General features: G+C 63.2%; 14 protein-coding genes. 8 read left to right on the top strand and 6 right to left on the bottom strand.

Translation table 11 applies throughout. The features are described from left to right. Nucleotides 1-9: 9 nt before the first annotated feature. From IE071_RS15440 to IE071_RS15450, 3 genes are all read right to left on the bottom strand, one after another. Nucleotides 10-2,076, bottom strand: a complete 2,067-nt coding sequence (locus tag IE071_RS15440; protein ID WP_189442489.1) for a sodium-translocating pyrophosphatase — start codon at nucleotides 2,074-2,076, stop codon at nucleotides 10-12. 173 nt (nucleotides 2,077-2,249) lie between these two features. After that, on the bottom strand, nucleotides 2,250-2,624 hold the full coding sequence (locus IE071_RS15445; protein ID WP_189442490.1) for an RcnB family protein: 375 nt from the start codon (nucleotides 2,622-2,624) through the stop codon (nucleotides 2,250-2,252). A 158-nt stretch (nucleotides 2,625-2,782) separates the two neighbouring features. Then, nucleotides 2,783-4,060 (bottom strand): 6-phosphofructokinase, encoded by a 1,278-nt coding sequence (locus tag IE071_RS15450; protein WP_189442491.1) that lies wholly within the window; start codon nucleotides 4,058-4,060, stop codon nucleotides 2,783-2,785. Between the two features lie 191 nt (nucleotides 4,061-4,251). Between IE071_RS15450 and IE071_RS15455 the strand changes: the two genes are divergently transcribed. The 7 genes from IE071_RS15455 to IE071_RS15485 all read left to right on the top strand — a co-directional run bounded on the left by IE071_RS15455 (nucleotide 4,252) and on the right by IE071_RS15485 (nucleotide 11,816). Further along, nucleotides 4,252-4,836, top strand: a complete 585-nt coding sequence (locus IE071_RS15455; protein WP_189442492.1) for an adenylate kinase — start codon at nucleotides 4,252-4,254, stop codon at nucleotides 4,834-4,836. A 47-nt stretch (nucleotides 4,837-4,883) separates the two neighbouring features. Continuing rightward, nucleotides 4,884-6,257: a UDP-N-acetylmuramate:L-alanyl-gamma-D-glutamyl-meso-diaminopimelate ligase gene (gene mpl, locus IE071_RS15460; RefSeq protein ID WP_189442493.1), complete on the top strand. Its 1,374-nt coding sequence runs from the start codon at nucleotides 4,884-4,886 to the stop codon at nucleotides 6,255-6,257. A gap of 46 nt (nucleotides 6,258-6,303) precedes the next feature. After that, nucleotides 6,304-6,906, top strand: a complete 603-nt coding sequence (locus tag IE071_RS15465) for an LON peptidase substrate-binding domain-containing protein (protein ID WP_189442494.1) — start codon at nucleotides 6,304-6,306, stop codon at nucleotides 6,904-6,906. A gap of 53 nt (nucleotides 6,907-6,959) precedes the next feature. Continuing rightward, nucleotides 6,960-7,778 (top strand): SDR family oxidoreductase, encoded by an 819-nt coding sequence (locus IE071_RS15470; RefSeq protein ID WP_189442495.1) that lies wholly within the window; start codon nucleotides 6,960-6,962, stop codon nucleotides 7,776-7,778. Nucleotides 7,779-8,082: 304 nt separating this feature from the next. After that, nucleotides 8,083-9,504 carry a sigma-54 interaction domain-containing protein gene (locus IE071_RS15475; RefSeq protein WP_189442496.1) on the top strand — a complete coding sequence of 474 codons (1,422 nt, stop codon included), beginning with the start codon at nucleotides 8,083-8,085 and terminating at the stop codon, nucleotides 9,502-9,504. Nucleotides 9,505-10,121: 617 nt separating this feature from the next. Continuing rightward, nucleotides 10,122-11,357: an acetylornithine transaminase gene (locus IE071_RS15480; RefSeq protein WP_189442497.1), complete on the top strand. Its 1,236-nt coding sequence runs from the start codon at nucleotides 10,122-10,124 to the stop codon at nucleotides 11,355-11,357. 39 nt (nucleotides 11,358-11,396) lie between these two features. Further along, nucleotides 11,397-11,816, top strand: coding sequence for a VOC family protein (locus IE071_RS15485; RefSeq protein WP_189442498.1), 420 nt, complete (start codon nucleotides 11,397-11,399; stop codon nucleotides 11,814-11,816). 43 nt (nucleotides 11,817-11,859) lie between these two features. Here IE071_RS15485 and hemL read toward each other — a convergent pair whose 3' ends face one another. Further along, on the bottom strand, nucleotides 11,860-13,137 hold the full coding sequence (hemL, locus tag IE071_RS15490) for a glutamate-1-semialdehyde 2,1-aminomutase (RefSeq protein ID WP_189442499.1): 1,278 nt from the start codon (nucleotides 13,135-13,137) through the stop codon (nucleotides 11,860-11,862). Between the two features lie 10 nt (nucleotides 13,138-13,147). After that, a complete protein-coding gene (thiE, locus tag IE071_RS15495; RefSeq protein WP_189442500.1) occupies nucleotides 13,148-13,792 on the bottom strand; it encodes a thiamine phosphate synthase in 645 nt (214 codons plus the stop codon). 112 nt (nucleotides 13,793-13,904) lie between these two features. On the opposite strand from thiE, the gene IE071_RS15500 reads away from it, so the two are divergent. After that, nucleotides 13,905-14,105 (top strand): rubredoxin, encoded by a 201-nt coding sequence (locus IE071_RS15500; RefSeq protein ID WP_189442501.1) that lies wholly within the window; start codon nucleotides 13,905-13,907, stop codon nucleotides 14,103-14,105. Nucleotides 14,106-14,327: 222 nt separating this feature from the next. Here IE071_RS15500 and IE071_RS15505 read toward each other — a convergent pair whose 3' ends face one another. Beyond that, nucleotides 14,328-14,759 (bottom strand): DUF192 domain-containing protein, encoded by a 432-nt coding sequence (locus IE071_RS15505; RefSeq protein ID WP_189442508.1) that lies wholly within the window; start codon nucleotides 14,757-14,759, stop codon nucleotides 14,328-14,330. Between the last annotated feature and the right edge of the window lie 281 nt (nucleotides 14,760-15,040).

Consider the following 15,040-nt stretch of genomic DNA (forward strand, 5'->3'; position numbering starts at 1 on the left):
TCGCTTCGGCTACAGCAGCGGGATCAACAGCAGCGCCACGATGTTGATGATCTTGATCAGCGGGTTCACCGCGGGACCCGCGGTGTCCTTGTACGGATCGCCAACGGTATCGCCAGTCACCGCGGCCTTGTGCGCCTCGGAACCCTTGCCGCCGTGATGGCCGTCCTCGATGTACTTCTTCGCGTTGTCCCATGCGCCACCGCCGGTGGTCATCGAAATCGCCACGAACAGGCCGGTGACGATGGTGCCGATCAGCACGCCGCCGAGTGCCTGCGCGCCTGCCTGGGATGAACCGGCCAGCCACTTGAAGCCGAACGCGACCACCACCGGCACCAGCACCGGCAGCAGCGACGGCACGATCATCTCCTTGATGGCGGACTTGGTCAGCATGTCCACCGCCTTGTCGTACTGCGGCTTGCCGGTGCCTTCCATGATGCCGGGAATGTCGCGGAATTGGCGGCGCACTTCCTCCACCACCGCGCCGGCTGCACGACCCACGGCTTCCATCGCCATCGCGCCGAACAGGTACGGGATCAAGCCACCTATGAGGAGACCGATGATCACGTAGTGGTTCGACAAATCGAACATCGTGTCGACGCCGAAGTGTGTCTTGAGGTTGTGTGTGTAATCGGCGAACAGCACCAGTGCGGCCAGTGCGGCCGAGCCGATTGCGTAACCCTTGGTCACCGCCTTGGTAGTGTTGCCGACCGCGTCGAGCGGATCGGTAACGCCGCGCACTTCCGGCGGCAGGTCGGCCATCTCGGCGATGCCGCCGGCGTTGTCGGTGATCGGGCCGTAAGCGTCCAGCGCCACGATCATGCCGGCCATCGACAGCATCGAAGTCGCGGCGATCGCGATGCCGTACAGGCCACCCAGTGCAAAGGCGCTCCAGATTGCGGCGCAGATCACGATCACCGGCAGTGCGGTGGACTTCATCGAGATGCCGAGACCCGCGATGATGTTGGTGCCGTGGCCGGTGGTCGATGCGGCAGCGATGTGCTGCACCGGGCTGTACTGCGTGCCGGTGTAAAACTCGGTGATCCACACGATCAGACCGGTCAGCACCAGGCCGATCAGCGAGCAATGGAACAGTGCGTGGTTGGAAATCACCAGGCCGTCGCCGGTGGTGAGGCCATCCGGCAACAGGTTGCCGGTGACGAACCAGAACGCGACGGCCGAGAGCACCGCCGATACGATCACGCCCTTGTACAGCGCACCCATGATCGAGCCGCCGGTTTTCACCTTGACGAAGAAGGTCGCGATGATCGAGGCGATGATGGACACCGCGCCGATGACCAGCGGGTACAGCACGGCATTGAGGTTGTTGGCGAAGGTAAGGCCGGCCAGCAGCATCGTGGCAATCACGGTCACGGCATAAGTCTCGAACAGGTCGGCCGCCATGCCGGCGCAATCGCCGACGTTGTCGCCGACGTTGTCGGCGATCACCGCCGGATTGCGCGGATCATCCTCGGGAATGCCGGCCTCGACCTTGCCGACCAGATCGGCACCGACATCGGCGCCCTTGGTGAAGATGCCGCCGCCAAGACGCGCGAAGATCGAGATCAGCGAGCTGCCGAAGGCCAGTCCGACCAGCGCATGCAGGGCAGGCTCGCCGCTGATGCCCATGTGGTTGAGCACCAGCCAGTAACCGGTGACGCCAAGTAGCGCCAGGCCGACCACCAGCATGCCGGTGATCGCACCGCCACGAAATGCCACGTCCATCGCGGCGCTGAGGCCGCGTCGAGCAGCTTCGGCCGTACGTACGTTGGCGCGCACGGACACGTTCATGCCAACGTAACCGGCCGCACCGGAAAGCACGGCACCGACCAGGAAGCCGATCGCCGTCTGCCAGTTGAGAAAGAAGCCGATCAGCAGCATCAGCACCACGCCGACCATGCCGATGGTGGCGTACTGGCGGTTGAGGTAGGCGCGCGCACCTTCCTGGATGGCTGCTGCAATCTCCTGCATCCGATCGTTGCCCGGCGATTGCGCCAGGATCCAGCGCGCGGAAATCGCGCCATACAAAATCGCCACTACCGCACACGCCAGAACGATCCAGCCATACTGCTGCAGCATCGGAACCTCCCCATGATTGTCAGTGGCCGTCCGGAACGGGCGGTCCCCCGGAGTATAGGCAGAGGTTGTTGCACAGGCTGTTGTGCGGCGCAGCGCATGGCTTCGCGCCATCCACAAATGAAAAGGGCCATGCACGGATGCATGGCCCTCGACTCATTCACGCTGGCGCCGACTCAATGCAACGCCATGTCCAAGATGACGCCGGTGGCGATCGCGACCAGCAGGTAGTCGTTGTCCGCACGCACCCAGTGATAGCCGCGCGGTGGCGGACGCAGGCGGTAATAACCGTAGTTGCGCACGACGTAGGTCGGGCCGTAATAGCGATGGCCGCGTTCCCAGTGATGCGGGCCACCGTAGTAGCGCGGGCCGCCATCGCGATAGCCGTAGCGACGATGATCGTCACCGCGCCAGCGGCGGTCGTCATGCCCGCGATCGTGTCCATGGCGACCGCGATCATGGTCACCATGGCCGTGATCTGGGGCAGCTATGGCGAAGCTGCCAGTGGCAAGCAGGGTAACGGCAATGAGCAGGCGGCTGATGAGTTTCATCATGGTCTCCTTCGTGGTCGTCGCGACCGCAACAGCGCGGTCATCTGACTTCGGACGAGGGAATCGTAGGAACGTGCGGCTGAACGTAGTCCCATTACGGACCCGATGATTTCAGCTTTCGCTCAGCAACTGCGAGCCGGCTCACAAATGCAGAGGTCTCAGCGCTGGAAGCCAGCCAGCTTCTTTGCCACCGCAACATTTTTCAGTCGCACATACCGCGGCAGTCCATCCTTGCCGTAGGGCAGCGGTGCTTCGCCGCGGATCAGTGGCGCGAGATAACGCCGCGCGGCAGCGGTGATGCCAAAGCCGTCGCGGGTGATGAAGCTCTTCGGCATCTTCTTTTCGCGGTTGGCGATCTTTGCCAGCGACGCCGGTTCGACCTTCCAGCGATACGGCACATCGCTGCTGCGCACGATGACCGGCATCACCGCGTTCATGCCGGCCAGCGCGTAGTCGACCGCAGCCTTGCCGACCGCGAAGGCCTGTTCGGCGTCGACCGCCGAGGCAGCGTGACGCGCGGAGCGCTGCAGATAATCAGGCAGCGCCCAGTGGTATTTGTAGCCGAGCTTCTCCTTCACCAACGCCGCCAGCACTGGCGCGACACCGCCGAGCTGCGCGTGGCCGAACGCATCGCGTGTACCGGCCTCGGCGAGAAACTGGCCGGCCGCGTTGCGCACGCCTTCGGAGGCGACCACGGTGCACCAGCCAACGCGCTCGACGGTGGCTTTCACCTTGGCCAGGAATGCGGCTTCGTCGAACGTGTTTTCGGGGAACAGAATGATGTGCGGCGGCGCATCCGCGCCTTCACCAGCGAGTCCGGCGGCAGCGGCGATCCAGCCGGCGTGACGGCCCATCACTTCGAGAATGAATACCTTGGTCGAGGTCTCGGCCATCGAGGCCACGTCGAGACTCGCCTCCAGTGTGGAGATCGCGGTGTACTTCGCCACCGAGCCGAAACCGGGGCAGCAGTCGGTGACGGCCAAGTCGTTGTCCACCGTCTTCGGCACGCCGATGCAGCGGATGTCGTAACCCATGGCCTTGCCCAGTTGCGAGATCTTCAGCGCGGTGTCGGCCGAGTCGTTGCCGCCGTTGTAGAGGAACCAGCGGATGTCGTGCGCGCGGAATACATCGATCAGTCGTGCGTATTCGGCGCGGTTGTCTTCCAGCGACTTCAGCTTGTAGCGACATGAGCCGAACGCGCCGCCGGGCGTGTGCCGCAGTGCGGTGATCGCCGCGGCCGATTCCTTAGAGGTGTCGATCAACTCCTCGCGCAGCGCACCGAGAATGCCGTTGCGCGCCGCATACACCTTCACACCCTTGGCGCGGGCGCCCTCGATCACGCCGGCGGCGGTGGCATTGATCACTGCGGTGACACCGCCGGACTGGGCGTACAGCAGATTGCCGGTGATGGCTGGTGAACGACGGCTCGGGCTCATGATGATCCTCAATCAGGCAGTGGCTGGCTGGTTGCGGCCAGCGGCAAATCTTTTTGACAACAGACACTTGGCGACAGGTAACGAAGTACGCCGTTTGACGGCACCGGGTACAGCCGCTAATTTGACAGCCAATTATGGGAATCTGGCGGGCTGCTGCAGTGTGCGGCAGCCCGTCAAACTTGTGGAGCATTATGCGACTCGTCCTACTTGGTGCGCCCGGCTCGGGCAAAGGCACGCAGGCTGCCCGGTTGAAGATGGAACTGGGTGTGCCGCATATCTCGACCGGCGACATGCTGCGCGCTGCCGTCGCGGCCGGCACGCCGATGGGACTCAAGGCCAAGGCCGTGATGGACGCCGGCCAACTGGTTTCCGACGACATCCTGCTTGGCATGCTGGAAGACCGCTTGACCCAGGACGACGCAAAAGCCGGTTTCATCCTCGATGGCTACCCGCGCAATCTGGCCCAGGCCGATGCGCTCGATCAGCTGCTGGCGAAGATCGGTCAGCCGCTGGATGCGGTGGTGAAGCTCGACGTGCCGAACGAGGCGATCATCGCCCGCTGCGAGATCCGCTTCGAGGCGGAAGGCCGCGCCGACGACAATCCGGTGACCGTGCGCAAACGCCTGGCGATCTACGCCGAGCAGACCGCGCCGGTGGCCGACTTCTACGCCCGGCGCGGCAAGCTGCAGATCGTCGACGGCGTCGGTGAACTGGGCGAGGTCACCGCACGGGTCAAGCAGGCGCTGCAGAACGAAGCAGCGGCCGCGAACGGCTGAGCACTTCCCGCTCCCGTCGAGCAGGTTTCCAAGGAATCTGTCCCAGCATGCGTCTGCATATCCTCGGCATCTGCGGCACCTTCATGGGCGGTGTCGCCGCGCTGGCGCGCGAGCTGGGCCACACGGTCGAAGGTTCCGACGCCAACGTCTATCCGCCGATGAGTACGCAGCTCGAAGCGCTCGGCATCGGCTTGATGAGTGGTTACGCGGCGGAGCATCTGCAGCCCGCGCCCGACCTAGTGGTTGTCGGCAATGCGATGACCCGCGGCAACCCCGCTATCGAATACATGCTCGATCAGCGCCTGCGTTACATCTCCGGCCCGCAGTGGCTGGGCGAGACGCTGCTGGCCGATCGCGATGTGCTGGCGGTCGCTGGCACCCACGGCAAGACCACCACCACCAGCCTGTTGGCACATCTGCTGGAGCATGCTTCAAAAGAGCAGGCCGGTCTCTCGCCGGGCTTTCTGGTCGGCGGTGTGCCGGGCAATTTCGGCGTGTCGGCGCGGCTGGGGCAGGGCAAGCCGTTCGTGATCGAGGCGGACGAGTACGACACCGCATTCTTCGACAAGCGCAGCAAGTTCGTACACTACCGGCCGCGCATCGCGATCCTCAACAACCTCGAATTCGATCACGCGGATATCTTTCCGGATGTGGCTGCGATCCAGCGCCAGTTCCATCATCTGGTGCGTACCGTGCCGGGCAATGGCCGATTGATCGTCAATGCTCACGATCAGCGACTGGCCGAGGTGCTGGCGATGGGTTGCTGGACGCCGGTGGAGACCTTCGGCATCGGCTGTGGCGACTGGCAGGCCACACTGATCGAAGCGGACGGTTCGGCATTCACCGTACATCGCAACGGCGAACTGATTGGTGACCTGCACTGGTCGCTGCTCGGCAACCACAGCGTGATGAACGCGCTGGCCGCGCTGGCCGCAGCGACGGCTGCCGGCGCCGATCCACGCGCACTGCTGCCGGCGTTTGCTTCGTTCGAGAGCGTCAAGCGGCGGATGGAGCTGGTCGGTGAAGTGAATGGCGTGCGTGTCTACGACGACTTCGCCCATCATCCCACCGCGATCGCCACTACCTTGGCTGGGTTGCGCGCGAAGATCGGCAACGCACGCATCCTGGTGGCGCTGGAGCCGCGCTCGAACTCGATGCGCCAGGGCGCGCATGCCGAAGCACTGGCACCGTCGCTGGCTGATGCCGATGCGGTGGTGTTCCTGCACCGCCCCGAATTGCCGTGGGACGCCAGTCACGTCACTGCAGCACTGGATGGTCGTGGCAGCACGGCGCCGACAGTCGACGCGCTGATCGCCGCCTTGCACGAGCAAGTGCACCCTGGCGACCAGGTGATCTTCATGTCCAACGGCGGCTTCGAGGCGGCGCCCCGACGGTTTGTCGAGCGTCTACGGCAGGACTGAGTCAGCCGCCGCTGACCGGTGCGGTGGCACTCGTTACACTCGTCGCATGGCCGCCCAATCGCCGCTGATCGAGATGCCGTTGTTTCCGCTGGCCTCCGTGCTGTTTCCCGGCGGCCAGCTGCAACTGCGCATCTTCGAACCACGCTATCTGGATCTGGTTCGCGAGTGCTCGCGTTATGGCACCGGTTTTGGTGTGTGTCTGATCCTCGAAGGACAGGAGGTCGGCGCACCGGCGATCCCGGCGGCGATCGGCACGATTGCGCGGATCACCGATTTTCATCGTGGCGAGGATGGCCTGCTTGGCATCGTGGCCGAGGGTGGTCCGCGCTTTCGCGTGGCACGTAGCCGCGTGCGTTCTGATGGGCTGCTGCGCGGCGATGCTGAGGTCTGGCCGGCCGAGCCGGAAGAGGTGGTGCCGGTGGAGTTTGCTTTGCTGCAGAGCATTCTCGAACGTTTGATCGAGACGATGGCGCCGCAGTGGCGGCATGCCCCGCGCAGTGCCTACGACGATGCCAGCTGGGTGGGTTTCCGGTTGGCCGAACTGTTGCCGCTGGATGCGAGCGAACAGCAGCACATGCTCGAACTGAACGATCCGGTGCAGCGTCTGGCCGAGCTGCGCGATATCCTGCCGCGCTTCCAGAAACCGTGAATCATCGACGCGCTCACGTCGTAAACTGATGTTTTGCGATGGAGTCGATGCGCATGGGCAATCTCGCCGGCAAGACCTTGTTCATCACCGGTGCCTCGCGCGGCATCGGCCTGGCGATCGCGCTGCGCGCCGCCCGTGACGGCGCCAACATCGTGATCGCGGCCAAGAGCGGTGTGCCGAATCCGAAACTGCCCGGCACCATCCATACCGCGGCCACCGCCGTCGAGGCAGCCGGTGGCAAGGCGCTGGCGTTGCAGGTCGACATCCGCGAAGAGGCGCAGGTGCAAGCCGCCGCAGCACAGGCGGCCGAACATTTTGGCGGCATCGACATCGTGGTTAACAACGCCAGCGCAATCTGGCTGGCCGGTACCGCCGATACGCCGATGAAGCGCTACGACCTGATGCATCAGGTCAACACGCGCGGCACGTTCCTGGTGACCCAGAGCTGCCTGCCGTATTTGATGCAGGCAGCGAATCCGCATGTGCTGATGCTGTCGCCGCCACCGAACCTCGACCCGAAATGGTTTGCCCCGCACACCGCTTACACCATCGCCAAGTACGGCATGAGCCTGTGCGTGCTGGGCATGAGCGCGGAGTTTGCACCGCTCGGCATCGCGGTGAACGCTCTATGGCCACGCACTGTAATCGCCACCGCGGCCATTGGCATGATCGACGGCGTGAAGGTCGAGCATTGTCGCAAACCCGAAATTGTCGCCGACGCTGCGCACGCCATCCTCGGCCGTTCGGCGCGCGACTATACCGGCCACTTTGCGATCGACGAGGACGTCCTGCGCGAAACCGGCAAGGACGACTTCACCGACTACGCCGTCCAGCCGGGCATGCCATTGTTGCCGGATCTTTTTCTGGACTGAATTTTCTTGCGATGATGACGTACGCGGGGGAGTGCTGCGGCAGTGCGGCAAACTCCTGAAGAGAAGACGGATTGCCGCCTCGCAATCGCGACGCAAATTCTTGTCGTATCGCTATTTCTTGCGAAAAAAACATGAATCTCTTTACATACTCCCGGTGCACCCGAGTGTATATTGTGTGATGCACATCACACTTTTGTAGCAACCAGGGCGCAGGATGCGGCTGCGAAAGTACGGGGATTCATCGCCTGCCAAGGCGGTCGTCTCGAACTGCGTCAGCGACCTTGGAAGCAGGGGAGTCAGTGCCATGACTACTAGTGAGCGGGCATCCAGGCGTTGCGTGGTTTGGTTCGGTCAACCCACCACCGAGGAGCGTGCCGGTCTGGCGCACGCAGGATGGCGAACACGGGTCGGCGACGCCCAGTTGCGGGATGGCGTGGGTATGCGGCGCGACGATATCGTGGTGGCGATGGCCGATTTGCGGCACAGCGATGCGGACGCCGTCAGTGCCATGGGGCGGTTGATGGACAATCATCCGTGGCTACCGTGGCTGGCGGTGGTTCTGCAGCAGACTGCCGCGAGTACACCGGAGGTAGAGCGCATTCTCCGGGCCAGTGCCGATTTCTTCACCGAACCGGTCGATGTGAAACGCCTGATCGAGACGCTGACGCGGATTGGCAATGGTTGGCTGCAGGTGGCCGAAAACACGGATATCCCGGGTATCGTGGGTGCCATCAGTCCGATCATGCGCGCGACCATGGCCAGCCTGCGCAAATACGCGCCGGTTGAGTTGCCGGTGCTGATCACCGGGGAGACCGGCAGCGGCAAGGAAGTGGCGGCCCGCGCGCTGCACGGGCTATCGGCCCGCTGCGAGCGCCCATTCATTGCCATCAATTGCGGGGCGCTACCGTTGAATCTGGTGCAGTCCGAGCTGTTCGGGCACGAACGTGGCGCCTTTACCGGTGCGAATGCCCGACGTGTCGGCCATTTCGAGGCGGCGGCTGGCGGTACGGTATTTCTGGATGAAGTCGGTGACCTGCCACTCGATGCGCAGACCAGTCTGCTGCGCTTGCTGCAGGAAGGCACGCTGGAGCGCGTAGGTTCCAGTCAATCGATCAAACTGGACGTGCGTGTGCTGGCCGCCACGCACGTCGATCTGGAGAAAGCCGTAGCGCAGGGTCGTTTTCGCGAGGATCTGTATTACCGACTCAATGTCCTGCGACTGCACATGCCGGCGCTGCGTGAGCGCGAAGGCGATGTCGAATTGCTTGCACAACATTTTCTCGATGCATTCCGCCTGCGACATCACAGCCGTGCTCGCGCATTCAGCAACAGTGCGAGGCAGGCATTGCGAGGGTTTGCGTGGCCCGGCAATGTGCGCGAGCTGCTCAACCGCGTGCAACGCGCCGCCGTGGTGGCCGAGGGCACGCTGATCAGCGCAGTCGATCTGGATCTTCAGAGCGCGCAACCGATAACCGCCAACCATTCGAGCCTCGACCTGACCCGTGTTTCAGCCGAGCGCGAGGCGATACTGAAGTGCCTGCACGAATGTCATTTCAACATCAGCGAATGCGCGCGACGACTCAACGTGTCGCGGGTCACCGTGTATCGCCTCTGCAAGAAGCACAAGGTGGCGCTCGATGAGCTTCGCGACGGTGATCGGCCCTCAGCCGGGCGACGAATAGTCGGTGCGAACGGGGATGGTTCGGCGGTGGCACAGGGCATGTAGGTGGGGGCGAAGCTGCGTGTACAGATGCAGCCTTCGGGTCAGTCTCACGTCAGGAGTCGTCAAAAGGAGTCCCCCGGCCCGCAGGGGACGGGTCGGGGGGTCCAGTGGTGCCCGGCTACAGGATCCGGGTTACCGCCCACGTTCGCCGCGCTCGCGGCCTATAAGGTGCTCACTGGCAGCTATCGCGGCAGCAACAAGTCCGTTGCGTTCGACAGCATGTGAGTTATTCGTCGGTGACTTCCTTCAACCTTGGCAAGCATAAGCTGAGCAATGTTTGTGCCAATGGCACGCAATGCAGCAACAGCAAGAGTTGGGAGCCCATTCGGTGACTTGTAGCGCGGTTCACACTGTCACAGCGTTACAGTTCGGCAGCAGTGCTTACCACTCATCGTCAGGCCGGCAAGTGGCGCGGTGAAGCGCTTTCGCTGGACTGGAACATAAGTGATACAGCGTGTTGGTTGGTATACAACGCAGCCGTACGGAACTGTGCAAACCTGCCTTCAGGTTTTACGATGCGCGGTGCGCGCCATCCCAATCATGTGTCGATGGCAGCCAGAATCGCCCCACCAGAATCATCCATTGTTGGTGTCGCCGGCCGGCGATGCCCGGAGCAAGACATGCACGACCGACTGCCCTCAAGCGCACCCCTGACGGATCTGGGGAAGCGTTACTGGCTACCTGTCTACCGGCCGCGAGAGCTCGTGCTCGACCACGGCAAGGGTGCCCACGTATGGGATACGCAGGGTCGCGACTACGTGGATTTCGGTGCCGGCATTGCGGTCAACGCGCTCGGCCATCAGGACCCGGATCTGCTCGATGCACTGACTGCGCAGGCGCACAAGCTGTGGCATGCCAGCAACGTGTTCTATACCGAGCCGCCGTTGCGGCTGGCGGAGGAGTTGGTGTGCGCCTCCGGATTCGCCGAGCGCGTGTTCCTGTGCAATTCCGGCGCCGAGGCGAACGAGGCGGCGATCAAGCTGGTGCGCAAGTGGGCGGCATCGAAAGGCCGTGCGCCGGAACAACGCACCATCATCACCTTTAGGGGTTCGTTCCATGGCCGCACGCTGGCGACGGTCACCGCTACCGCGCAGCCGAAGTACCAGGAAGGCTACGAGCCGTTGCCGGCCGGCTTCCGCTACCTCGACTTCAACGATGCGGCGGCACTTGAGTTGGCCTTTGCTGCTGGCGACATCGCTGCGGTGATGCTGGAGCCGGTGCAGGGCGAGGGCGGCGTCTTGCCCGCCGCGCCGGGCTTCCTCAAGCGCGTTCGCGAGCTGTGTGATCAACACGATGCGCTGCTGGTGCTGGATGAGATCCAGTGCGGGATGGGTCGCACCGGCACGCTATTCGCGCACACGCAGGATGAAGTAACGCCGGATATCGTGACCCTGGCCAAGGCGCTCGGTTGCGGTTTCCCAATCGGCGTGATGCTGGCCGGACCGAAGGTGGCCGAAGTGATGCAGTACGGCGCGCACGGCACCACATTCGGCGGCAATCCGATGGCAGCAGCGGTGGCGCGGGTGGCCTTGCGCAAGCTGGGTTCGCCGGAATTGCTGGCGAATGTGGAACGTCAGTCAGCTGCACTGCGGGCTACGCTGATCCAGCTGGGTGCGGAGTTCGGCGTGTTCACAGACGTGCGTGGTCGCGGCCTGATGCTTGGTGCCGTGCTGGCCGATGCGTACAAGGGGCGCGCTGGCGAGGTGCTCGATATCGCGGCGAGTCACGGACTATTGCTGCTGCAGGCTGGCCCCGATGTATTGCGACTGGTGCCGCCGCTGAATATCACCGATGAAGAATTGGCCGATGGCCTTGCACGTTTGCACACTGCGCTGCGGGCCTTCGCTGCAAAATAAGCCGGAAAATCTCCCGACTTCTCCATTGGAGCCATCGCGATGAAATATCTGCACAGCATGGTGCGCGTGCACGACCTGGACGCTTCGCTGCGCTTCTATTGTGAAGGTCTCGGATTGCGTGAGGTGCGTCGCACGGAAGTACCTGACGGCAAATACACGCTGGTGTTTCTGTCCGCCGCGGACAGTCCGGAGGCCGAGATCGAGCTGACCTGGAACTGGGGTTCGCAGGAAGACTATGGCTCGGCACGCAACTTCGGTCACCTGGCGTTCCGCGTCGAAGACATCTACGCCACCTGCGCCCGGCTGCAGGCGATGGGCTACACCATCCATCGTCCGCCGCGTGACGGTCACATGGCCTTCGTGCGTTCACCCGATCTGATCTCGATCGAGCTGTTACAGGAAGGGCATCTGCCACCGCGTGAGCCGTGGGCGTCGATGCCGAATACCGGCAACTGGTAAGCGGTCACGCTCGCGTCGCTAAGCGACGCGAGCGTATGCGTTACTAGAGTGCCTCGCGCAGGGCGCCACGGGCGGCTTCGAGCGTATCGGCAATGTCCTGGTCGCTGTGTGCGCTGGACATGAAGCCGGCCTCGAACGCGGATGGCGCCAGATACATGCCACGCTTCAGCATGCCGTGGAAGAAGCGGTTGAACAGCGCGGTATCCGCCGAAGTGGCTTGCGCGTAGCTCTCCACTTTTTCAGCACTGAAGAACAGGCCGAACATGCCTCCGACGCGATTGGTGCTGAACGCGATACCTTCTCCGTCGGCGACCGACTGGAAGCCGTCGGTGAGCAGGCGCGTGCGGGCAGCGAGTTGATCGTGAAAGCCGGGAGTCTGGATCAGCCCCAGCATGGCCAGGCCTGCCGCCATCGCTACCGGATTGCCGCTCAGCGTGCCGGCCTGATAAATCGGGCCGCTCGGTGCGATCTGTTGCATCAGGTCGCGGCGACCGCCGTAGGCGCCCACCGGCATGCCGCCGCCGATGATCTTGCCGAACGTGGTCAGATCCGGGGTCACGCCGTAATGCGCCTGCGCACCACCGAGCGCGACACGGAAACCGGTCATCACCTCGTCGAAGATCAACAGCGCGCCGGACTGTGTGCACAGTTCGCGCAGGCCTTGCAGATAACCGTCCACGGGCAGGATGCAGTTCATGTTGCCGGCCACCGGCTCGATGATCAGGCCGGCGATGTCATGGCCGTGTTCGGCGAACAGCGCCTTCGCCGCGTCGAGATCGTTGTACGGCAGGGTCAGCGTGAGATCAGCATTCGCCTTCGGCACGCCCGGCGAGGTCGGCACGCCGAAAGTCAGTGCGCCCGAGCCGGCTTTCACGAGGAAACTGTCGCCGTGGCCGTGATAGCAACCCTCGAACTTCACGATCTTGCTGCGGCCGGTGGCGCCGCGGGCGAGCCGGATCGCCGACATCGTCGCCTCCGTGCCGGAGTTGACCATGCGCACCATCTCGATCGACGGAATCAGCCGGGTGATCGTTTCGGCCATGGTGACTTCGGCCGCGCAGGGCGTGCCGAACGACAACCCATTCTTGATCGCGCGTTCGACTGCCTCGCGCACGGCCGGATGATTGTGGCCAACGATCATCGGCCCCCATGAGCCGACGTAATCGATGTAACGCGTGCCTTCGACATCCCACAGGTACGCCCCGTCCGCGCGTGCGGTGAAGAACGGCTCACCGCCGACCGACTTGAACGCGCGCACCGGCGAGTTCACGCCACCGGGCATCAGTTGCTGGGCGCGCTGGAAGAGTTCGTGGTTGGTCATCGTGCGGCTCTCAATGGGGCTGTTCTTGATCGGAGGGATACAGGTCGGTAAAGCGTTGCGCGGTGGCGCGTACATCGGTGGCGCCGAATACGGCGGAAATCACGGCCAGATATTCCGCGCCAGCTTCAACTAGTGCTGCGCCATTGTCCGGCGTGATGCCGCCGATCGCCACTCGCGGCAGGCCAAGCGCGGCGCTTTGCCTCAGCAGGTCGATCGAAACACGCGGGGCCAGTGGCTTGGTGGGTGAGTGAAAAAACGTGCCGAACGAGATGTAGCTCGCACCAGCCCTGGCGGCCTCCTGCGCACGTTGCAACGAGCCGCGGCACGACACGCCGAGGATCGCGTGTTCGCCGAGCTCGGTGCGGACGGCGCCGATGTCATCATCGGTGCCGCTCAGGTGCACGCCTTGTGCACCCACGGTCCGCGCCAGATCGATATCGCTGTCGATGATCAACGGTACGCCGCTGGCTTGGCAGAGCTTCAGGACTGCCGTCGCTTCGGCATGGCGGCGCGGTGCATCGGTACTTTCGTCGCGGTACTGCAGTAATCGTGCGCCGCCAGCCAGGGCCTGCGCGACCACCTCCAGCAGATCGGGGCGCGGTCCATCGGTGATGGCATACAGGCCACGGCCTGGCCACGCTGCAAACGTATTCAAATCATGACCTCACGTGTGTGGGCTGGGATGACTGGTATCGCTGCAATGCTTTCGCATTGCCGGGCGAGTTGCGAGAATGTGCCATTCCCTAGCGATCCGAAGAAGTCCGACCATGAGCCAGAGTTCCACCGAAACCCCAGCAGCCTTGCGTAAATGGATGTGCGTCGTCTGCGGTTATATCTACGACGAAGCCATCGGCGTGCCCGATGAAGGAATCGCCGCCGGCACACGCTGGGAAGATGTGCCCGACACCTGGACCTGTCCGGATTGCGGTACCACCAAGGACGACTTCGAGATGATCGAACTCGACTGAAGGCCGATTCCTGCCCGCAAACGGCCCGATCCCGTCAGCGCATTGGCCGGGCCGTCTGCTCTGATGTTCCTGCGCACGATCAAGTGCCACGTTATACAAGGAACATCCCATGCAACAGTTCATTCCGTTCGAAGATGACTGGGACGCACTGGCAAGCCTGCGTCCGGAAGATCTGATTCCCTATCGTGTCGGGCTGCTGGACAAATCCAGCAAGCCGGCCGCTCAGCGCACCGTTCCGATGTCGCCGTCGATCTTCAACTCATCACCCGCTTGCGCACCTATCCGATGTGCTGTGCCAGCAGACAGCTCCAGCACGTAGCGCGCGGGCGCGTTGCTGGGGTAGATCGGACAGGGATCTGCCTTGCACGGCGGCACATTCAACTGCATCGATACCAGTCGGCGCTCGGTATCGAAATACAGGATGTCGAGCGGGATCAGGGTGTTTTTCATCCAGAACGCCTGCGGCGCCTGGTAGGAAAACACGAACAGCATGCTGTGATCAGGCGCCAAGGTGGTGCGCATCATCAGGCCGTGCACGCGGCTGGCGTCGTCAGTGGCGAACTCCACCGAGAAGCGCTGCCCGTGCAGTTCCACAGCTGGCGTCGTGTCCTTTGCCTGTGTAGCACCAGCGCTGCTGATCAGCAGCAAGAGCATCGGTACAAGCCATCGTTTCATCATGATCACTCATCACGGGTGGATAGATGGTCGAGAAGTGTAGCGCCGAGGCTGTGCGCACCTTCATGACAAATAAAGTCATCGCGCCCCCTTCACAGACGCGTGCCACGGCGCTATGATTCTCGCCCCTTCGACGAGACGCCCTCTCGTGAAGGTCTCCGCAACAAACCACGACGAAAAATTCTTCTTCGCAGGTGTTGACGGTCGCGAAAAGCGATGTAGAATGGGCGGCTCACCTAGGACGAAACGTCCTCGGCGCG

Source organism: Rhodanobacter panaciterrae, assembly GCF_014651895.1.
GTDB lineage: Bacteria > Pseudomonadota > Gammaproteobacteria > Xanthomonadales > Rhodanobacteraceae > Rhodanobacter > Rhodanobacter panaciterrae.